Origin of the sequence: Streptomyces sp. NPDC059679, assembly GCF_042734105.1 — a bacterium.
GTDB lineage: Bacteria > Actinomycetota > Actinomycetes > Streptomycetales > Streptomycetaceae > Streptomyces.
In genome coordinates this window covers 1-18,477 of sequence record NZ_JBHWES010000020.1, presented here as the reverse complement: position 1 = coordinate 18,477, position 18,477 = coordinate 1, and the positions used below count along the sequence as shown (strand labels likewise).

Genomic DNA, 18,477 nt, shown 5'->3' with positions numbered 1-18,477 from the left:
GTCAGGCGGTTCAGTCGGAGTTGCACCACAGCAGCACGCCCGGCCCGTCCGGCGTCGTGACGGGGATCCACGCCTCGTCGGCCTCGGCGAGCCGGCCCTCGTCGAGGCGCAGCGAACGCGGCTCCTCGTTCGTACCGTCGCAGGCCCAGAAGGTCACGCCCGCGACGATCTCCCGCAGCTTGGCCAACTCGTCGGCCGTCCACTGGTGATGCCAGGTCCCGGCCCCTCGGAAATGCCCTTCGAACATCTCGCACAGCCCGTCGAGCTCATCGGGCGCGTACACCGGCACCAAATACCCCTCGACCCGCCCCTGCCGACAGGCCGTTCCGCCGTACTGCTGCTGGTAGGACACCCCGGTGGCCGCCTCGACCACCACACAGATCCAGTCCTCCGACGCCCCGTCGGGGTCGAGGAAGACAAAACGCTGACCGGCCATGCCCGCAGTCTGTGGCCCCGCGCCCAGTGCCTCAACAGGATTTCCGCGGGCGGCGCTGTCAGCCATCGGCACTGTCAGTGGCTGGCACCGTCAGTAGCCGGCACCGTCAGTGGCCGGCACCGTCCGTAGCCGGCACTGTCAGTGGCCGGGTGCACCATGGGCGACATGGCACGTACCGACTCGACCGCCACCGCCCCACCCGCGTGGGGCGTCCAGCACACCCTGTGTCTGCCCACCGAGGACGCGGCGCGGCAGGCCGCCGCGGAACTGGCCGCGGCCGGGCATCGGCTGGTCGCGATACGGGCCCATGACCACTTCCGGTCGGATCCGTCGAGCTTCTGGTACGGCAAGCCGTCGCTTGACCCCGAACTGGCCGGCTGGTGGCAGGTCTTCTCGCTCGCGGTCCACTCCGGCCACGACCGCCGGGCGCTGGGGCCGTTCCTCCGGCACGAGCACATACGGATCGCCGGGGCCGCCCGGTCCCGCAGCGGGTTCCATCAGGGCTGCGCCGAGGGGCACGCGGCCACCCTGCAGCAGGTCTTCACCCGGGACGGCCTGGTGCACGAGCGCACCACGGCCGAGGTCGCCCCGCCCGTCCCGCTGCCCGCCGATCCGGCCCCGCCCGCCCCGGGGCCGCGGTGGACCGGTCTGGCCTCCGCCGAACCGCACCGGCCGGAGGATGTCGTCCGGGCTGTGGTGGCGGTGGCGGAGCGGATGTACGGCAGCGCGGACGAGGCACCCGAAGCCGTCGGGTGGCTGTTGGAGGAGGACTTCGCCTTCGGGGAGCCGTACGAGACCGCGGGCGCGTTCCTGGGCGACCTGGCCGATGCCGTGGCCCACCAGGGCGACTGCACCGACGACACCGTCGATGCCGTCCCCTTCCTGGCCGAGTTGGCGCGCGACGGCGCGATTCCGCCCGCGGTCCGGGGGATCGTGCTCGGCGACCTGCTCCAACTCGCGTCCGCCGGCGCCTCGCTCGCCGTCTTCACGGCCGACCGCGTCGCCGCGCTCGGTGACATATGGCAGGAGCCGGCCGGCATACAGATGACGCGGCGGGCGATCGGCCGCGCGCTGCCGCGTCTCCTGGACCGCTGGGACGAGGAGACCGACGCGGCCCGGTTCGTACTCGCCGCGCTGGCCACCGCCGCGGCACCGGAGGGCGTCGGCACCCACCTCGTCCCCCGCCTGAAGGATCTCCCTGCCCCGGCAGGCTCACCCCGCGCCGACACGGTCGCCCTGATCGCCGCGCTCCTGGACGACGACGAGAGGGGCCTCGGCACCGCCCTGCACCGCCTGACCTCCTGGCGCCCCGCCCTCGCGGAGCGGACCGCCTCGCCCCACGCCGCTCCCCGGCAGGTGGCCGTGGCCGTGCTCCCGGCCCTCGTCATGGAGGACGTCGGCCCGGCCGTCCACTCCTGAGCGTTCTCCTCCAAGGCTCTGACCAGGTCCGATAACAAAGGTCTGGACCTCGTTGAACGGTTCGTCGCGCACGGCCGTATCTCGGCTGCGAAAGGCACCGCACAGCACGGACCGATCCAACGAGGAGTTCCGCATGTCCCGGAAGCGTCGTGTGACCCGGCCCCAGAAGATCGCCCTGACCATCGGCGCGGTAGGTCTCGTGGGCGGCGGCCTCGCCGTCGGCGTCGGGGTCAGCCAGGCCTCGGAGACCGCTCAGGCCAAGGCGCCCACGGAGAACTGCGCCGGGCTCGACACCGCGCTGCGGAACAATCTGAACTTCATCGCCGGCCAACAGGCCGACCCCGACGCCCAGTCGGAGGCGAGGATCGCCAATCGGCAGGAGGTGGTGGCCCAGATCCAGCAGCGCCGCCAGGTGGCGGGCTGCACCGAGACCGTCACACCCTCCACCCCCACCACCGCCCCGACCTCCGCCCCGACGGCGGCGGACCCCGAGACCACCGCCCCGGCCACCTCCCCTGCGACCGGCGGCGGCCAGCAGCCGGGCGGTGACGCAGGCGGTGACACCGGCGGGGCCTCCGGCGAGGTGGTCTGCGCCGGCTCCACGGTCACCCTCTCCGGCGAGGAGGGCGCGCCCGCCGCCTCCAGCAACCAGTTCCCGGTCGGCACCCGGCTCAAGGTCACCAATCTGGACAACAACAAGTCCACCACGGTCAGCGTGACCTCGACCTCGGGCAGCTGCGCGCTGCTCAACAACGCCGCGTTCGAGCAGGTACGCGAGCCCGGGAAGTTCCTCATCCGCCGGGCCGTCATCGAGCGCGTGGGCTGACCGCCCGCGGGCCAAGGCCCGTTATCCGTCATGGCCCGTCATCGCCCGTCATGGCCCGTCATGGCCGGGAGACGGCCATGGCCTGGACCCCGAGCGCCACGCCGGCGATCAGGCAGCCGACGGCGACCCCGGCGGCTGCCCGCCGCACCGGCACTTTCCCTGGAAGGACCCGCCGCGGCAGGCCCCGCAGAACCAGACTCAGCACCGCACCGACCCACGCGAGAGCCACCAGCCGCGGAAGCCACGCCTCCGCCCGCTCGTTCACCTGCTGACAGTGCTCGGCTCGCGGTCCGGTCTCGCCGTAGTAGAGGAGGCAGTCGCTGCCGAAGTTCTCGGTGCCGAGCCCGGCGACCCCCCACCACACGGTGGCAAGGAGAGCCGCGGCCACCGCGATTCCCAAGGCCACGCGGCCACCGACGTCATGCGCCGCGGAGGTGTCCATCGCCCGCCTCACCTGTGGGCGACGACGGGGAGCCGGGCGCACTGACGGCAGGAGCGGGCGGAGGCCGCGATCCGTACGTGTGAGGCGATGGTGAGCACGCCTACGCCCGCGCTGACCAGCCCGTTCCCGGCCAGGGCCGATGCGGTGGTGAGCGTCACCGCGCTGATCGCCACGGCCGCACAGGCGGCGGTACCGGTCCAGGCGACCATCAGCGGAAGCCGCCGCGGGGTGGGCAGCCGGCGGGCCAGGGTGCCGGTGGCGGCCAGCGACGCCGCCGCCAGCAGCGCGGCGACGGCCGCCACGCCGCCCACGTGGGCGGTCAGGACCTCGACGGGGTAGGGCAGGCCCCGGCCGTGGTCGACGATCACCAGCACATACCAAGTGAGGGCCAAGAACGGCACGATGAGCGCGACGCGGCGCGCGGTGTGGCGGGCCTGCGCGATGGTGAGCTCGCGCTGGAAGGCGGGCGCGACGTCCTCGACGCTCCCGAAGTCCTCCACGGCCTGACGCGCGGCGCGGCCGTCGGGGCTCCCCTCGTCGGCGATGTCCGCGGCGGCGTCGATGAGCGCATCGCGCGCCTCGGTCAGCATCCGGGCCTTGACCCGCGCAGGGCCGTGCAGGGCGGCCGCGAGAGCGGCGACATGCTCCTCGATCGGGTCGAGGGCCGTCACGTGGCCGGCCTCGGCGCCGGGGCGGGGTCCAGGACGGCGCCGATCGCGGCGGTGAGCTCGCGCCAGGCCGTACGCTCCTCGGCCAGGCCGCGCCGTCCGGCGTCGGTCAGCTCGTAGCAGCGGCGGCGGCGTTCGCCGACCGACTGCCAGTCGCTGCGCAGCAGCCCGAGCCGCTCCAGCCGGTTGAGCGCCGGATACATCGTGCCCGTCCGCAGCTCCAGGGCGCCGCCGCTGCGCTGCTGAACAGCCGTGATGATCGCGTAGCCGTGCAACGGCCCCTGCTCCAGCGCAGCCAGCAGCAGCGCGTCCAGGTGTCCGCGTACCGCATCTCCCTTCATGTAGGCAGCCTACCCATCCACCCGTAGGCACTCTATATATTGGCAGCCAACATATAGGCTGCCCACTCAACCGACGGAGTCGCAGTGACCAAGCTGCTGTTGTCCGTGCACGTCCTGGCCGCGATCCTGGCGATCGGTCCGATCGCCGTGGCCGCGTCGCTCTTCCCCCGTTTCGCCCGCGACTCCGGCGACGCCCGGAAACCGGACGACCGGGAACCAGACGCTCGGCGCGGCCCCGCGATAGCCGCGTTCCTGCACCGCATCTGCCGCGGCTACACCGTCGTCGGCCTGGCCGTCCCGGTCTTCGGCCTCGCCACCGGCGCCCAACTCGGCGTCCTGGGCGATGCCTGGCTCATCACCTCGATCGTGCTGACCACCATCGCCGCCGCCCTGCTGGCGCTGGCCATCCTCCCCACCCAACAACGCCTGCTGGCCGCGCCGGACGACACGGATACCGCCGAGAACACGCGGGCGGCGGCGACCCGACTGGCCATGACCACCGGGATCTTCAATCTGCTGTGGGCGATCGTGGTCGTCCTGATGATCGTCCGCCCCGGCTCCACCACAGGAGCGTGACCGCCATGCGCACCCTGCGGATCGCGGCCGCCGTCGAGGCGATATCCCTCGCGGCCCTGCTGCTCAACCTGGCCACCGTCCACACCAAGGCCATCACCGCCCTCGGCGGCCCGGTCCACGGCATGGCCTACCTCGCCACCATCGCCTGCACCTGGATGACCCCCACCGCCACCTCCACCGCCCGCTGGCTCGCCGTCATCCCTGGCATCGGCGGCCTGCTCGTCCTCCGCCGAATCCAGCCGGAAGGAGACTGAGATGACCGACAAGGAGCATGAGACGGCGTCGGCTACGACCTTGGCCGCGGACCTCGAACACCCCCTGGCCCACCTGGCAGCAACTGATGACCCAAGAGCCGAGCACGGGCGCGTGGACATAGGACGGGCCGAGTTGTCGGGCCAGTTCCGACGCCTCGGCGGGGGCGATCGTGCCCGTGTTCAGCACGATCGTGTCCGTGCGCAGCGAGTCGCGGACATCGTCGAGGACCTGCTGGCAGGCAGGTCCGTCGAACAGTGACAGGAGCACGAGGTCGGCCTTCGCCACGGCGGCGCTCGGATCGCCTGTCACCTTGCCGATGCCTGATGTGCGCCCGGAGCGTGTCCAGCCGACGACGTCCCAGCCCTGGGCGGCGAGTCGTGTCGCGAGCGCGGTGCCCATGCGCCCCAAGCCGAGGACAGCGAGGGTGTGTGGCGTGTGTGGTGCGGTCATGCGCGCCACAGTGGTGCACCGCGAGGGCTGCGACAAGCGCAGATTCAGCAGGTCAGCCCTGCGAGATACGCATACCAGCTGCGCATACTGGCACCCATGGACCTGACCGTATGGCGGACCTTCGTGACCGTGTGCCGCCTCGGATCGCTGTCGGCGGCGGCTACGGAGCTCAACCACACGCAATCGGCCGTCTCCCGGCAGATCGCCGGGCTGGAGCGGCAGATCGGCGTACCGCTGGTGGATCGCCATGCGCGCGGTGTGCGTCCGACTGCCGCGGGCGAGGTGTTCCGGCGCCACGCCCTGGCCACGCTCAACGAGGCCGACCGCGCCGTACGCGCCGCACGAGACGTTCACGACGGGCCGTCCGGTCGGCCGCTGGCTGTCGGCGCCGCCCCCTCCCTGGCCTCCGGGGTCGTCCCCGAGGCCATCCGGGGCTTGCTGAAGCGGGCCGGATCCATCCGGTGGAGCCTGGTCCCCGGACTGAGCGCGCAGCTGTACCAGCGCGTGATCGCCGGTGATCTCGACATCGCCGTCGTCACCGATGCACCACCGGGGCTGCCCCATGACCCGCGGGTCGATCGGCGGTTCCTCGGCCTTGACGACATGGTCGTCGTCCTGCCCGTCGGCCATCCGCAGGCCGGGGGCGGCCCGGTGCACATACGGACGCTGGCCGACCAGACCTGGGTCGAGGACAACGACGGCTCGGCGGCACTCCTGCGCCAGCACGCCGCCCGTGCCGGAGTCAGTGCCCGCATCGACCTCACTGCGGCCGATCTGCACGGCAAGCTGGCCCTGGTCGCAACCGGTCATGCCATCGCGCTGGTACCCGGGGTGCTGACGTGCGCGCTGCGGACCGACGTCACCACAGTGGGTCTCGTCGATCCTCCGACCCGGGGCATCTACACGGTCACACCACGCCGCGATCCCCACCCCTGTGCAGGGTCTCTCCACGATCAACTCGCCGCTGCGTTGCGGCGTGGGCAGGACGGGCCGACCGGGGCCGGGGCCCGCCACACCCACGCGCCCGCTGACCACCGCCCTGACACGCGCGATTGTTCTCTCTCACTGCCCGATGAGTGATCAACGGTCTCTGTGTGCCGTCGTCGCCGTCAGGGTTGCCGTCAGCTCAGAGAGCTTTGGTCAAGAACTGGATCCCTTATGTATCCCGTTCAGGAAAGATGCTTGATCGTTGGGCGGGTGCCGCCTCACAGTGGCGCCATGAGCAATCACTCCGAAGCACCTGTCGCGCCCGTCGAGGCCTTTGAACCGCCCTACTACGTCGCGGTCTTCACTTCGGTGCGAACCGAGGACCAGAGCGGTTACAGCGAGACCAACGCGCGCATGGAAGACCTGGTGAAGGAAGTTCCTGGGTACCTGGGGATGGACCACGCGCAGACTCCTGGTGGGCTGGCCATCACCGTCGGGTACTTCCGCGACGCCGACGCACTCACGGAGTGGCGGACCAACGCCGAGCACCGCGCGGCGCAAAACCGCGGGCGAGCCGAGTGGTATCAGAGCTACACACTGCATGTGGCGAAAGTGGAGCGGAGCCACGGGTTCACGCGAGCGTAGGTGCCCGCCTGTACACCATGAAAAAGCCCCCGCCGGATTGCCCGGCGGGGGCTTTGAGCTGTGTGGACCTGAGGGGATTTGAACCCCTGACCCCCTCGATGCGAACTACGCGCGGGGCGGTCGTTGCGGTCTGCTGGGCTGGTCAGCCGGTCGGCTGGGGCCGGTGTCGGTCGGCTGTGGTGGCGGTGGTTGCTGTACTTCCCTGCTGTACAGCCACCGCCGTAGGGGTCAGGCCACGACGGGTTTCAAGAGGGCTGTAGCCGGAACACAGCTATAGCCCTGGCCTGCACGAACAGATCCTCTCGCTGCCCTCTGAGGGCTTCGCGGCCCACAGGAGGTCCACACAGCAACCTCCGGTCGGCTCAGCGAGCGACGACACCACTGGTAGGTCCTGCCGGTGGATCAGCCGTAGCTGCCCAGCGGGGTCTACGGCTGTCCGAGCTTGCGGGGGAGTGCACGCCCGTAGGCTCACAGCCTATGAATGACGGCGCGCTCAATATCGCTCTGGGACTGGTCAGTAGCTTGATCAGCGCTGCTGGGGGCTGGCTCTTCAGGACCTACCTGTGGCGGCGTCAGCTCCGAAGAAAGCAGAAGTTCTTCGGACTGTCGAATGGCTCCGAATGTCTGCTCGTCGTCAACCAGGACCCGAGCGCACCTGGTCGCAGTGTCCAGCGTTATGACGCCTTCGCACTCCTCGAACTATCGGCCCTCATCAAGGAGTGCGGAGCGCGTGCGGAGATCGTAGTCCACGACGTCGCCCGCCTGGGTTTCGGTACGCGGACCGAGTTCTGCGTCGGTGGCCCGGGATCGAACCGTCGCACCGAGGCCCACCTACGTTCGCTACTGCCCGGGGTCGAGGTGAACACCGACCACGAGAACATACCCGATGGTTTGGCATTCACCATCGGTGGACAGGCGTACCGGATATCAAAGGGCGTAGCCGAGTATGCGCTGCTCGCCCGCCTCACCGCACCCGAGAGTGACCGTCCAGTCTTCCTCGCCGCAGGCCAGCGCGGGATTAACAACCAGGCAGCCATACGCTACCTAGCCCGGCACCATGTCCAGCTTGCCCGCCAGTACGGGTCCGATGGGGTCTTCTGCCTCCTGCTGAAGGTTCTCAGCTCCGACCAGTACGGACCGGACATGGTGGAAGTAGTCGCCGACGTCACCGTGGAAGCCACCGCGCCCAGGTGATACAGGCTATGTGCGCTGGCCACCGTCCGGACGCGCGACACGGATGCCGCCGCCTCGCTCGCTTCATGGCCGCGGTGCTGACTCACGACTCGTCGGACGCTGCCCAGACCTCTTGATCCGTAGGTTCGGGCGGGGGCCTGGTGCGAGTACCGATGGCGCCCTGTCCTGGTGCTCATCGTGTACCGCTGGCGCGTGCCGTGTGTCGTCGTTGATGTCAGCACTGATGTCAGACTACGCAAGCACTGCGGCTTCTTCCGGACCGCCCCGACAGACCAGCTCTTCAGATGCCGCACCTGAGCGGAGACACGGAGGGCCACTCAGCCGTGAGGTCAGCGAGAGGCACCAAAAAACGCAACAGGGAATGGAGTCGGTCTTTTGAGAGGCTTGCCTAATGAATGAAGCATTAATTGGACTCGCTGGTGTCTTCTTGGGCCTTGGAGGCAGTATGTGGACAACAATATGGGCCAATCGCCAGCATCGCAAAGCCCTGACGGATGAGCGACTGACGAATCGGCAGGAGGAAGCCGCTTACGAGATCAGAAAAGCCCTCATCTCCGTGCATCACCTGAAGCACACATTGTCAGACCACGAGGAGTCCGGCGGCCCGGAGGAGCTTAGGCAACTGATACACACCATCGACACCTACTCGATGGTTCTGACCTCGGCAGAGCTGAGATCCCGCCTAACGGGGGCAACACAAATCATGTGGTACTGGCACGTTCTAATGGGTACTGAAGGACACCCTGTCTGGCTCGCGGTCAATGACGCCACAGAATGCGTAGGCGCTCATCTGCGAGGAGAGCCACTCCCCCAAGAACCGCCGATTGTGCGAAATCTTCGAGAGGAAGCTAAAGATCTTGAGGAACACGAATGAATTGAACACTCGCCAGCGCTCAAAGTGTTACTAACCCCGGATGGTCCGCTCGGCCTCGAAACGCATGAACGAGCCATATGGATGGACGCTAGTCAAACGGAATCCTTCGGGGGATGTTTCCATCGCTATCCCACCTGATGAAGTCGCCCCAGATGACGGCAAAGTGCTGGGGGCGTCAATGATCACGCGGTCGACAACGTCGATGAGCAACCTCCCCAATCGATTTGAGCTGCCTTCGATAAGCACTGTACGAGCCCCTGTCTCGCTCAAGGCACGCAAAGCATTCGCGGGATCGTCGCCGACCGGGGGGAGCGGGACGCGGAAGGAATCCTCGCCGTGCCCACCTGGCACGCATTCCTCAATCGTCCCATCCCACCGGATCAGCAGATCGTGCGTGCGGCGCAGCTCGTTCACGACCTGGCCCTCGTGGTCCTCGTCGATACCGACGGTGTACGCCCAGGTGATGTACGGCCTTCCCATACGCAGCGAATGCAGCCACGGGCCCAGCACAAGCAACGCTTCCTGCTCAAGAACGCCCCGCTCCACCTCGATGCCGGCATGTTCCAGCACCGCCGCGCCGCCCTCCCCGCGTGAGGTGGGGTCCATGACGGCCATCAGTACGCGGGACACCTTCGCGTCGATCAGTGCCTGTCGGCACGGCGGGGTCCGGCCGTGGTGGTTGCAGGGCTCCAGCGTCACGACGGCCGTGCCACCCTCGGCCCGCTCCCCCGCTGCGGTGAGCGCGTTCACCTCCGCGTGGTGGTCTCCCTTGCGGAGGTGGTAGCCCTCGCCGACCGGTACGCCGTCGCGGTCGAGAATCACGCACCCAACGGGCGGGTTCGGGCTCGTCGTCCCAAGTCCTTGGGCAGAGATGGCGATTGCTCGCCGCATGGCCGCTAGTTCGTTCGGCGTGGCCATCAGAACCCCGCATTCTCCTTGACTGCGTCGAGTAGTTCTCGCACGGCTGGAACATTACTCTCCGCCGCAAGAGCGTTGATCGCCATGACTGCCTCTTGCAAGGTGCGGCCGGAACCGGAGCCGCGGGCCATGTCGAGTACCGCTGCGGCCTCGGCTGCGGCCTGCTCGTATTCCCGGATGCCCACGTAAGCCATAGCAAGGCGCGCCTGGGCAAACCCTCGGTCTCGCTGGTAGACGTCCGGAAGCTCAGCTAATGCACTCTGGAAGGTGACTACGGCACGGTCCGGGCGCGCCAGGTTGAGCCAGCAATTCGCGCGCTGGATCTCGATATAGCTGGACGTACAAAAGTCGCCGTGCCCTGATCGCGCATCCCCGGATGAATCAACGGAAGCAGCGAATTCATGAGCCTCGTCCATTTTCCGATGGCAGGCGACTTCGTCACCATCAAGCGCCAGGCCCTGCGCTTCCTGCTGGATGGCTGCCGCTTTCATCGGCCTGGTGAGAACTCGTTCATGGCGCTGCACAGCTTGCGCGAGGCCGATCGCCTGACCCGCGTTCCGCTTCCCCGCTGCGAGCTGGCTCCGACGAAACAGAGTCCACGACAACATGGCCTCGTCTCCGGCCTCCATGGCCCATTCCATGGCCCGGCTCGTCCAGGTCTCGGCGCTGGCCACGTCCATGGAGTCCTCGTGAAGCCATGCGGCTGATTCGGCGTACTGAGCAGACAGCTTCAGCACCTCGTGCCGATACTCACCCCTGCTGTCTTCCAACAGGCCTTGCAATACGTCGAGCTGTTGATGCACGGTCGAAAGAGCATGGCGCGGACCAAAGAGGTTGTCTGCCCTGACAAGGACGTGCCACATATCGCGAAGATGCTCGATCGCCGCTTCGTTCCGCGCTGCCGGAAGTCGCGGCTGCCTCACTGACTTGGAGCGCACAACCCCGGCCGAAACATTGCCGGGCTTGAAGACACCATTCCCCTGCAAGGCGATACCAATAGCATGCCCGAGAAGGGCTCGGCGATTTATCGGCACGATCTGCTCTTTCCCGTCGACGCACACCGAAACAAGAACGATTTGGGGTAGCGCATCCGCATCCGCCGAATCCGCTGGATCTACGTGAACGGTCGGCAGACCGGAAACAGTCTCTATCTGGAATGCGGACGATGCTCCGTCCGAGCCGTCTTGGCCACTTCGAGCGTAGTCACGGGTTTGGGTGATGGCGTCCGTTGCCGGGGTACCCTCCCACGGACGTTCAGGGAGGTCGAGCATGTGGCCGGGAATCCCCAGTCCGTCAGCGATGCGTTCCATGACGGCCTGGCCACGAATACCCCGAACACCTCGGATTACGTCGCCGACTCGGGCGCTGGTCATCTTGCCGACCGCTGCCGCGATTTCGGCATAGCTCGCTGGTCCACGTCTGTTGACGAGCCTGAAGATCTCCCCGAAGTCCCGTCGTCTGCATGCCCTTTTCAGGTCTTCGCTCTGCAAGAGGCGGTCCGGGATCGTGAGGGGGTACCCGCTGCGTCTGGCTTCACGTTCACTCATGGGCGGCTCGCGAGGGTGTAGGGACGTGCGCGTCAGTCCAGCGTAGATCGCGCCAGCTGATGGGGTACCCCAATTGGGGGCCATGGGTACCCCATTGGGTGGTCCGAACGGGGCTTCTGACCTGCAAGCTTGTGGCCATGAAGCCAGAGCTGACGAACGCGAGTGAGTGTGAGGTGGTCCGGCGTTGGGCCCGTCATCCTCGTTCCGTCGGTCTGGCACGCGCCGACTTGCGCAAGGCCCTGAGCGGTTGGGGCCTGGCGACCGTCGAGGAGATGGCGGTCCTGGTCCTGTCCGAGCTGGTGACGAACGCCGTTCGCCATGCTCGGGTGTCACCTGGCCGGGAGATCGAGACCCGGTACCTGCTCCAGGGCGAATCCGTACGGATCGAGGTTCATGACGCCTCGGACGAGCGGCCCAAGCTGAAGATCCCGAGCATTGAAGTTCCCCATGGCAGAGGGCTGGTCTTGGTGGAAGCGCTCGCGGACCGGTGGGGTGTGACCCCGCGCCCGGTGGTTGGCAAGTCGGTGTGGGCCGTGCTGACGGCTCCTGGTTCGGATGTTGGTCAAGGGATGAAGGGTGGGATGCCGCATGGCGAAGCGGACACCGAAATGGGCGGCACTTGAGCCGGACATCATCACTGCGTACCGAGACGGCATGCGGGTCATAGAGATTCAGCGACGGTTCGGCATAGCGAGCACGATGCTCTACGACCTGCTTCACCGCAGAGGCGTACCGCTGCGCTCGGGCGGACGACAGATTCCCTGGTGGCAAGGCGGCGCGCTGCTGCCTTAGAGACGGGGCGGGGGCTGCCGTTCCCCGGGAAGGACCCGGTGGCCTCCGTCCTCCAATTCCCCTTGGCTCAGTGTCCGTGAGGCAAGCACACATCCTGTGAGCTCCCCCGGTCTCACCGACGTCACACGCTGTGCCTTGGGGGTGGCGGCGGACTCTGCCCCGTCCGCCGTCTGCGGTCCGGCTCCCCGCGATCTTCATACCCGTTCGGTCGGCGGGTGGGGGGCCGGACCGCGCACAACAACCACAGATGCAAAACCGGACCACCCCTCAAACCCTGGCAGGCGGACGGGTGGTCCGGCGGAGAGTCCTTGATCAGGACCCCGGTGCCGATGGTACCGGGGCGGTTGTCGTGCTCTCGCTCGACTCTGCCTTGTCCCGGATGAGTTCAGGTGGAGAAAAGGGGTTTGCGAGTGCGAGGCAGGCGCGGCGCGGTGGGCTCGGCGGTGGTGGTGAGGAGAGTGTTTACGACACGCTGCCCTGCCACGACGATGCCCGCGCCGACGCGCAGCGACCACGGCGGCCTGAGCCACTGCGCGGCAGCAGCTGCCCCCCGCCCGCCACGGCCGGGCAGTGCGGTCTGCTCACGCTCCCGCATCCGTGACGGCGGCAGTACGGCGGCCGGCCACATCCGGCCCGGGTCGACGAACGACATGGCCCCGCCCGGGCGCCCCCTCTCCCCGCTGGCCTCTTTGCGCGCACAACAGCGATGGCCGCAGTCGGCGGACGGCCGGCCATGTAAGCCGCTCTGCGTAGCCGCCCCTCGACGGCTGGCAGGTTGGGCGCGTGGTCCTGGTCGTGCTGCTGCTTCGGCGTCTGCGCTGTGGTCGGTGGGAGCACCGCGGGCGACTGTTCCAGGTACTGACTGCGTCTGGTGGGTCGCTGCTGTGGGGTGGCGCGCTGAGTGGGCCGGGGGCGCCGCTGAGCGGGGCGGAGACAGGAGCGGGCGGCGGCCACGGGCCGCCAGCGCGCGCGGCCCGCGCAAGCGGGCCGCTTCTTGATCCAGTAAAGAAACTTTGAACAGCTCACGCTCTGGGCGCTCCGAGCGTCGCTTGTCCGTCGCTGCGGACGCCCGATCAGGAAGCAAGAGCCAGGCGTGACCAGCGTCACAGGGGGTCGATGTCTGAACGGGCCCTGCAAAAAGACTTGGTGGAGGTGAGAGGCAATAAGCAACACGAACGGGGTGCACATGAACGCGCAGGAGTCGGCGGAGATCTTGGCTCGCCTCGCTGAACTCGACAAGAAGATTGCCCAGCTGGAGGAGTTGGCCCGCCAGGTCGCCGAGAGTCTGGCCGCTTCCCCTGGCGCCCGCGAGACCATCTAGCGTCGATCCATGATTGGTCGCTTGGAGAAGACGGTGCTCGACTGTCCTGAGCCTCGCGCGCTCGCAGCCTTCTATGCAGAGCTCCTGGGCATGCGGGTCAACGAGGACTCGGAGAACTGGGTCGTGATCGGCACTGAGCCCGGAGCACGACAGCTGGCGTTCCAGCGCAGTGAACACTGGCGGCCACCGGCCTGGCCCGATCCGCACAACCCACAGCAGATGCATCTAGACATCCGTGTCGATGATGCCGACGCCGCAGAGCGCGCTGTCCTAGCCCTCGGAGCCAGCCGCCTTCCAGGCGAGTGGGAAGGACGCTTCCGCGTCTTCGCGGATCCGGTCGGTCATCCTTTCTGCCTTGTGTTCGGGCATCACCGGGTTGCACACGATGATCCAAACGAAACGACCTAGCTCTTCTTCTGACGCTCGGTGAAGCTGGCGAGCTGCTGGAGGAACCCCATGAGGTCGTCCACCTTCGCGTTGAGTTCATCCAGTCGTCCAGAGAGCTCCAGATACTCAGCGCTGGCCATCTGCCGCTGGCCCTCCGACTCGCCTGCCCCCGGGGTCTCGCCCGGCTCTGGGGGCAGGGGGTCAACGACGAAGTTGCCCCGCCCTGGCGTGGAATAGATCAGCCCATCGTCGCGCAGTACGCGCAGTGCGGACCGCGCAGTCATGTTCGCGATGTCGTACTTGGCTTCGAGATCGCGGGAAGACGGGACCCGTTCGCCCGGCTTGATGCGGCCGGACCGGATTTGCTGGCGCAGTTCCTCGGCGACCAGCCGGTAAGGCGGAGTGTGGGTATCCCTCGGCAGGCTCATAGCACGAGGGTAGCCCGCTAAGCCCACCCATCGCACTAGAACGCATGTTGCCTCTCCTTATGCCCGATGTGGGCTAGCTCCCCTACTTCGGTGGTGCGCTATGTGCTTGACGCACTAGCTCACATGGTGCACTGTTGATCTCGCCGCACCGAGCGGCTGTTGATCGAAAGGAAGCTAGGCATGGCTATGACGCGTATCCGTGTGGGGCTGCTGCCCTCGACGATGTTCATCGCTGGCACGGCGCCGATCCCGAAGGTGAAGAACCCGGAGACGGGCGAGTTGGCCACCGACCGGGACACGGGGGAGACCCTGCACACCCTGACGGTGTTCCTGATGGAGGAGGGTCGGGCGGAGCAGCTGAAGCTGACTGTCCCGGCGGGCGGTCTGCCGGATGGTCTTCAGCCGGGTGTCCCGGTTCGGGTGGTGGAGCTGTTCGCCACGCCGTGGGCGCGGGTCTTCAACGGGCAGTTGTCCGATGGTGTTGCTTACCGGGCGGCGGCGCTGGAGCTGGTCAAGTGACGACCGCCAAGCCTGAGCCGGTCTATCCGGTGGCGCCAGAGAGCGGGGATGACGACTCGCGCTTCACGAACGGCCTGCTCCTGGACGTGGTCGAGGTGATCGAGTCGCACGGCTACCCGAAGTTCGCTTCCGGCCGTGACCTGCTGGAGCTCCGGATCTCTCTGTTCCGATTCCTCTACGAGAACAAGGACTGACTGTGACGGTGGGTGAAGTCATTGGGTTGGCTCCGTCTCTGGCCGGGGCGGCCCTGGCCCTGAGCGGGATATGGGTCGTGTGGTGGGTGGTGCGTTATGTGCGTGCCGACAAGATGACGCGGGCGAGCATTCGGCAAGCGGTGCGGGTGCGGCGTGGCTGGCGTCGGCTGGCTCCGATGGCGGGCCTGTCGGTGATGGACAAGACGCCTCCGGCTGCGGTGATCGTGGCGCCGGACGGGAAGGTGCCCAAGCCCCGGGTCCTCATCCCGAAGATCAAGGTCCACGCCGACCGGTACGGCGTGGTGGTGCGGGCGGTGTGCCTGCCGAAGGTCAGCCTGGCGGAGTTCCAGCGGGCGGCCCCGTACCTTGCTGATGCGTGGCGGTGTACGCGGGTCTCGGTCCTGCCGGACAAGCCGGGGCAGCTGGTGATCCGTGGCGTACGGGTTGACCCGCTGATCGTCCCGACCGAGCACATACCCACTGGTGAGGTTCCTGAGGAACTGGCGGTGTGGGGCCTGGGGGTGGACGAGTACGCCCAGCCGATCGACGTGAGCCTGTCGGACGTGCCCGGGGTCACGGTGGCCGGGCTGCCCGGGTTCGGCAAGACATCGCTGGTCAACAAGTTCATCTGCGACACCGCCCCCTCGGATGCGATCCAGTACGCCGTAGCGGACGGCAAGGTGACCTCCTCCCATGAGGGCGACTACGCCGACCTGGCGCAACGCATGTTCGCGTTCGTCGGCGATGACCTCGAAGAGGCGAACACGTTGTTCAAGCGGCTGGTGAAGCTGCGGCGGGACCGCTCGGCGTCCATCCGCGCCGTGCTGGGCGTCAAGAACATGTGGCACCTCGGCCCCTCCGCCACGTGGCCGCTGACGGTGTTGATCGTGGATGAGGCACACACCTACTTCCGCGACCACAAGGGGTCGGACCCGCAGACGAAGAAGCTGGCCGCGCTGGCCGCTGACAACGCCCGGCTGGTTGAGGACCTGGTGAAGAAGGGCCGGAGCGTCGGCATCCTGGTGATCATCGCGACGCAGAAAGCGACCGGCGATGCCATCCCCACCTTCATCCGGGACGTGTGCCCGGTCGGCCTGTCCTTCGCCCAGAAGACGGCAGAGGCGGCCGTGGTCGCCCTCGGGGAGGACATCCGCAACTGGCCGGACGCCAACCCGACCGCGCTCCAGGACCCGGCCTATGTCGGCGTGGCCTCCATGGCTCATCAGGGCCGACCCGGCTTCACCCGCATCCGCACCCCATACGTGGCTGACGAGGACGCCGCCCGCATCGCCACTGACACCGCCCACCTGACCCGCGACCCCGCCGAACTCCTCCACGAACAACTCTCCAGCGGCGCCGGTGCGCCGGTCCTCCTCACCAAGTGACTTCCTCGACGAGCCGACACCCGAAAGGAGGTGAACACCTCATGTCTGAGGATCGGATCACTCAGCGCACCGTCACCGTGGTCATGGCGATCATCGCGGCCCTGGCCTTCGTCTTCTCCTTCGGCAACGTCTGGGCCCTCGCGCTCCGGCTCGGCGTCCCCCGTCCAATCGCTCCGCTGATCGCTCCCATGGTTGACCTGTCCGTCGTCGGCCTCCTGGTGGCCCTGCGCTACCTGTCCCTGCGCGGCATTCCCGCCGAGCAGATCAAGGGCGCCACACGCCTGATGCACCTGTCCGGGCTGCTGACCCTGGCCCTCAACATCGCCGAACCCCTCGTCGCCAAGCACTACGGCCGAGCCGCAGTGGACGCCGTCGCCCCGCTCCTCCTCCTGGGCTGGGGAGCCGTCGGCCCGCAACTCCTGCGCCACTTCCACGCCGTCACCCACGTCGCTCCAGCCTCGGCGGCCACCCCGGACCCTGCTCCGGCCGAGACAGCTCCCGCGCCGGTTGCCGAGCCTGCCCCCGCCTCGGCCCCTGTCTCAGCCCCGGCTCCAGAGCTCCCGGCGCCCCCGGCGGTTACCGTGCCCGCGCCGCTGCTGAACGCGGCCCGCGCCATCGCCGACACCTACCAGGCCGAGCACGGCGCGCCCATCACCCCGGCCCAGCTCCGGACCCGCCTCGGCGTCGCCCTCCCGCTGGCCACCGCCGCGCACGCCCAGCTCTGACCCCGTGCCGGCCGTCCCGGCAATCCGACCTTGGCCCCGCCTCCCGGGCTCGGTTCGCCATGCCCCGAGTAGCACCCGCACGCCTTGGCCTGCCCCGCTCGGGGCCCTTCCCCCTCCAAGAAAGGACGGTATCCGCCGTGAAACGCCCCCTGGACCTGCGGCACGTGGCGAGCCTGGCCCTGCGGGACCTCATCGAACTCGCACACCTCCCCGACTTCGACCGCGTCCACGACCAGATCAGCCGGGTCCGGGGCTGCACTCGCCCGGTTCAGCTCGTCGGCACCACACAGACCCTCGACGCCACGACGAACACCGTGCTGCGGTCGTACAGCACCGCCGACGAGCCGACCGGCCGCCTCCTGACCGCGTGTGGCAACCGCCGTTCGTCCCGCTGCCCGGCCTGCTCCCGCCTCTACGCCGCCGACACCTACCACCTGATCAAAGCCGGACTCTCCGGCGGCAAGACAGTGCCTGAGGCCGTCCGCACACACCCCCGGGTCTTCGTCACCCTCACCGCCCCGTCCTTCGGGCCGGTCCACAACCGCCGCACCACCGACGCGGGCCAGAACCTGCCCTGCCGCTGCGGCACCCGCCACCCGGCCAATGACCCCGCCCTCGGCACTCCGCTGTCCCCCGCCACCTACGACTACACCGGGGCCGTGCTCTGGAACGCGCACGCCGGAGCGCTCTGGGCACGCTTCACCACCTACCTGCGCCGCGAGCTGGCCGCGCACCTCGGCATGACACAGAAGGCACTGAACGCCTCCCTGCGGGTCTCCTTCGCCAAGGTGGCCGAGTACCAGCGGCGCGGCCTGGTCCACTTCCACGCCGTCATCCGCCTCGACGGCCCAGAAGGCAGCAACCAGCCCCCGCCCGCCTGGGCCACCACCGACGCACTCACCCACGCGATCAAAGATGCCGCTGGGCGCGCCGTGCTCACCGTTGCCTCCAAGGCAGTCGGGGAGCGCGAGCTGAGGTGGGGCGATCAGCTCGACATCCGGGAGATCGCCGCCCTGGGCGACGGTGAGCTGACCGATCAGAAGGTCGCCGCCTACGTCGCCAAGTACGCCACCAAGAGCGCCGAGGACTCCGGCACCGTGGACCGCTCCCTATGCTGCGCCCACTGCGCCGGACGCGGCTACCAGCACGGCCCCGATGGCTTCCGGGACCTGTGCGAGTCGTGTGAGGGCAGCGGCCAGTCCGAACCC

Annotated in this window: 24 protein-coding genes and 1 pseudogene; 16 read left to right on the top strand and 9 right to left on the bottom strand. The window is 68.2% G+C overall.

The window, feature by feature from the left end; genetic code table 11:
• Positions 1 to 10: 10 nt before the first annotated feature.
• Positions 11 to 436 (bottom strand): DUF6210 family protein, encoded by a 426-nt coding sequence (locus ACFV2X_RS21950; protein WP_385618922.1) that lies wholly within the window; start codon positions 434 to 436, stop codon positions 11 to 13.
• 165 nt (positions 437 to 601) lie between these two features.
• Between ACFV2X_RS21950 and ACFV2X_RS21945 the strand changes: the two genes are divergently transcribed.
• Entirely contained in the window at positions 602 to 1,855 is a 1,254-nt protein-coding gene (locus ACFV2X_RS21945) for a hypothetical protein (RefSeq protein ID WP_385618920.1), read from the top strand.
• Positions 1,856 to 1,988: 133 nt separating this feature from the next.
• Positions 1,989 to 2,681, top strand: a complete 693-nt coding sequence (locus ACFV2X_RS21940) for a hypothetical protein (protein ID WP_385618918.1) — start codon at positions 1,989 to 1,991, stop codon at positions 2,679 to 2,681.
• A 58-nt stretch (positions 2,682 to 2,739) separates the two neighbouring features.
• On the opposite strand, the gene ACFV2X_RS21935 is transcribed toward ACFV2X_RS21940, so the two are convergent.
• The 3 genes from ACFV2X_RS21935 to ACFV2X_RS21925 are packed head-to-tail and all read right to left on the bottom strand — an operon-like array spanning position 2,740 to position 4,132.
• The gene (locus tag ACFV2X_RS21935) at positions 2,740 to 3,123 is read right to left on the bottom strand and encodes a hypothetical protein (RefSeq protein ID WP_385618915.1); all 384 of its coding nucleotides are present in this window, start codon (positions 3,121 to 3,123) and stop codon (positions 2,740 to 2,742) included.
• An 8-nt stretch (positions 3,124 to 3,131) separates the two neighbouring features.
• Entirely contained in the window at positions 3,132 to 3,794 is a 663-nt protein-coding gene (locus tag ACFV2X_RS21930; RefSeq protein WP_385618912.1) for a hypothetical protein, read from the bottom strand.
• On the bottom strand, positions 3,791 to 4,132 hold the full coding sequence (locus ACFV2X_RS21925) for a PadR family transcriptional regulator (RefSeq protein ID WP_385618910.1): 342 nt from the start codon (positions 4,130 to 4,132) through the stop codon (positions 3,791 to 3,793). Before ACFV2X_RS21925 ends, ACFV2X_RS21930 begins: the two co-directional genes overlap by 4 nt.
• Before the next feature lie 84 nt (positions 4,133 to 4,216).
• Between ACFV2X_RS21925 and ACFV2X_RS21920 the strand changes: the two genes are divergently transcribed.
• Together ACFV2X_RS21920 and ACFV2X_RS21915 are read left to right on the top strand one after the other, a co-directional pair.
• Positions 4,217 to 4,708, top strand: a complete 492-nt coding sequence (locus ACFV2X_RS21920; RefSeq protein WP_385618907.1) for a hypothetical protein — start codon at positions 4,217 to 4,219, stop codon at positions 4,706 to 4,708.
• 5 nt (positions 4,709 to 4,713) lie between these two features.
• Positions 4,714 to 4,962, top strand: a complete 249-nt coding sequence (locus ACFV2X_RS21915; RefSeq protein ID WP_385619192.1) for a hypothetical protein — start codon at positions 4,714 to 4,716, stop codon at positions 4,960 to 4,962.
• 94 nt (positions 4,963 to 5,056) lie between these two features.
• Here ACFV2X_RS21915 and ACFV2X_RS21910 read toward each other — a convergent pair.
• Positions 5,057 to 5,413 (bottom strand): annotated as a pseudogene (locus tag ACFV2X_RS21910) (NAD(P)-binding domain-containing protein); the annotation flags it as partial.
• A gap of 96 nt (positions 5,414 to 5,509) precedes the next feature.
• Between ACFV2X_RS21910 and ACFV2X_RS21905 the strand changes: the two are divergent.
• The 4 genes from ACFV2X_RS21905 (at position 5,510) to ACFV2X_RS21890 (ending at position 9,053) form a co-directional block, all read left to right on the top strand.
• Entirely contained in the window at positions 5,510 to 6,493 is a 984-nt protein-coding gene (locus tag ACFV2X_RS21905; RefSeq protein WP_385618905.1) for a LysR family transcriptional regulator, read from the top strand.
• Positions 6,494 to 6,631: 138 nt separating this feature from the next.
• Positions 6,632 to 6,985 carry an antibiotic biosynthesis monooxygenase family protein gene (locus ACFV2X_RS21900; RefSeq protein ID WP_385618902.1) on the top strand — a complete coding sequence of 118 codons (354 nt, stop codon included), beginning with the start codon at positions 6,632 to 6,634 and terminating at the stop codon, positions 6,983 to 6,985.
• Between the two features lie 477 nt (positions 6,986 to 7,462).
• Positions 7,463 to 8,179: a hypothetical protein gene (locus ACFV2X_RS21895; RefSeq protein ID WP_385618899.1), complete on the top strand. Its 717-nt coding sequence runs from the start codon at positions 7,463 to 7,465 to the stop codon at positions 8,177 to 8,179.
• A 391-nt stretch (positions 8,180 to 8,570) separates the two neighbouring features.
• The gene (locus ACFV2X_RS21890) at positions 8,571 to 9,053 is read left to right on the top strand and encodes a hypothetical protein (protein WP_385618897.1); all 483 of its coding nucleotides are present in this window, start codon (positions 8,571 to 8,573) and stop codon (positions 9,051 to 9,053) included.
• A gap of 30 nt (positions 9,054 to 9,083) precedes the next feature.
• Here ACFV2X_RS21890 and ribD read toward each other — a convergent pair whose 3' ends face one another.
• On the bottom strand, positions 9,084 to 9,971 hold the full coding sequence (gene ribD / locus ACFV2X_RS21885) for a bifunctional diaminohydroxyphosphoribosylaminopyrimidine deaminase/5-amino-6-(5-phosphoribosylamino)uracil reductase RibD (RefSeq protein ID WP_385618895.1): 888 nt from the start codon (positions 9,969 to 9,971) through the stop codon (positions 9,084 to 9,086).
• A complete protein-coding gene (locus ACFV2X_RS21880) occupies positions 9,971 to 11,518 on the bottom strand; it encodes a hypothetical protein (RefSeq protein ID WP_385618893.1) in 1,548 nt (515 codons plus the stop codon). Before ACFV2X_RS21880 ends, ribD begins: the two co-directional genes overlap by 1 nt.
• A 137-nt stretch (positions 11,519 to 11,655) precedes the next feature.
• Between ACFV2X_RS21880 and ACFV2X_RS21875 the strand changes: the two genes are divergently transcribed.
• Positions 11,656 to 12,141: an ATP-binding protein gene (locus ACFV2X_RS21875; RefSeq protein ID WP_385618890.1), complete on the top strand. Its 486-nt coding sequence runs from the start codon at positions 11,656 to 11,658 to the stop codon at positions 12,139 to 12,141.
• A 554-nt stretch (positions 12,142 to 12,695) separates the two neighbouring features.
• Here the strand turns inward: ACFV2X_RS21875 and ACFV2X_RS21870 are convergent.
• Complete coding sequence (locus tag ACFV2X_RS21870; RefSeq protein ID WP_385618888.1) at positions 12,696 to 12,962, bottom strand: hypothetical protein; 267 nt, start codon at positions 12,960 to 12,962, stop codon at positions 12,696 to 12,698.
• 534 nt (positions 12,963 to 13,496) lie between these two features.
• On the opposite strand from ACFV2X_RS21870, the gene ACFV2X_RS21865 reads away from it, so the two are divergent.
• On the top strand, positions 13,497 to 13,631 hold the full coding sequence (locus ACFV2X_RS21865; RefSeq protein ID WP_385618886.1) for a hypothetical protein: 135 nt from the start codon (positions 13,497 to 13,499) through the stop codon (positions 13,629 to 13,631).
• A 9-nt stretch (positions 13,632 to 13,640) separates the two neighbouring features.
• On the top strand, positions 13,641 to 14,039 hold the full coding sequence (locus tag ACFV2X_RS21860) for a VOC family protein (RefSeq protein ID WP_385618883.1): 399 nt from the start codon (positions 13,641 to 13,643) through the stop codon (positions 14,037 to 14,039).
• Here the strand turns inward: ACFV2X_RS21860 and ACFV2X_RS21855 are convergent.
• Positions 14,036 to 14,446 carry a GntR family transcriptional regulator gene (locus tag ACFV2X_RS21855; RefSeq protein ID WP_385618880.1) on the bottom strand — a complete coding sequence of 137 codons (411 nt, stop codon included), beginning with the start codon at positions 14,444 to 14,446 and terminating at the stop codon, positions 14,036 to 14,038. The genes ACFV2X_RS21860 and ACFV2X_RS21855 overlap by 4 nt on opposite strands.
• A 180-nt stretch (positions 14,447 to 14,626) precedes the next feature.
• Here ACFV2X_RS21855 and ACFV2X_RS21850 point away from each other — a divergent pair, with 180 nt between their 5' ends.
• From ACFV2X_RS21850 to ACFV2X_RS21830, 5 genes are all read left to right on the top strand, one after another.
• Positions 14,627 to 14,965: a hypothetical protein gene (locus tag ACFV2X_RS21850; RefSeq protein WP_385618878.1), complete on the top strand. Its 339-nt coding sequence runs from the start codon at positions 14,627 to 14,629 to the stop codon at positions 14,963 to 14,965.
• Positions 14,962 to 15,159, top strand: coding sequence for a hypothetical protein (locus ACFV2X_RS21845; RefSeq protein ID WP_385618875.1), 198 nt, complete (start codon positions 14,962 to 14,964; stop codon positions 15,157 to 15,159). Before ACFV2X_RS21850 ends, ACFV2X_RS21845 begins: the two co-directional genes overlap by 4 nt.
• Before the next feature lie 2 nt (positions 15,160 to 15,161).
• On the top strand, positions 15,162 to 16,544 hold the full coding sequence (locus ACFV2X_RS21840) for a cell division protein FtsK (RefSeq protein WP_385618873.1): 1,383 nt from the start codon (positions 15,162 to 15,164) through the stop codon (positions 16,542 to 16,544).
• Positions 16,545 to 16,585: 41 nt separating this feature from the next.
• Entirely contained in the window at positions 16,586 to 17,269 is a 684-nt protein-coding gene (locus ACFV2X_RS21835; RefSeq protein ID WP_385618871.1) for a DUF2637 domain-containing protein, read from the top strand.
• A gap of 137 nt (positions 17,270 to 17,406) precedes the next feature.
• Positions 17,407 to 18,477: replication initiator (locus tag ACFV2X_RS21830; protein WP_385618869.1), on the top strand; the 1,071-nt coding region annotated here is incomplete at its 3' end.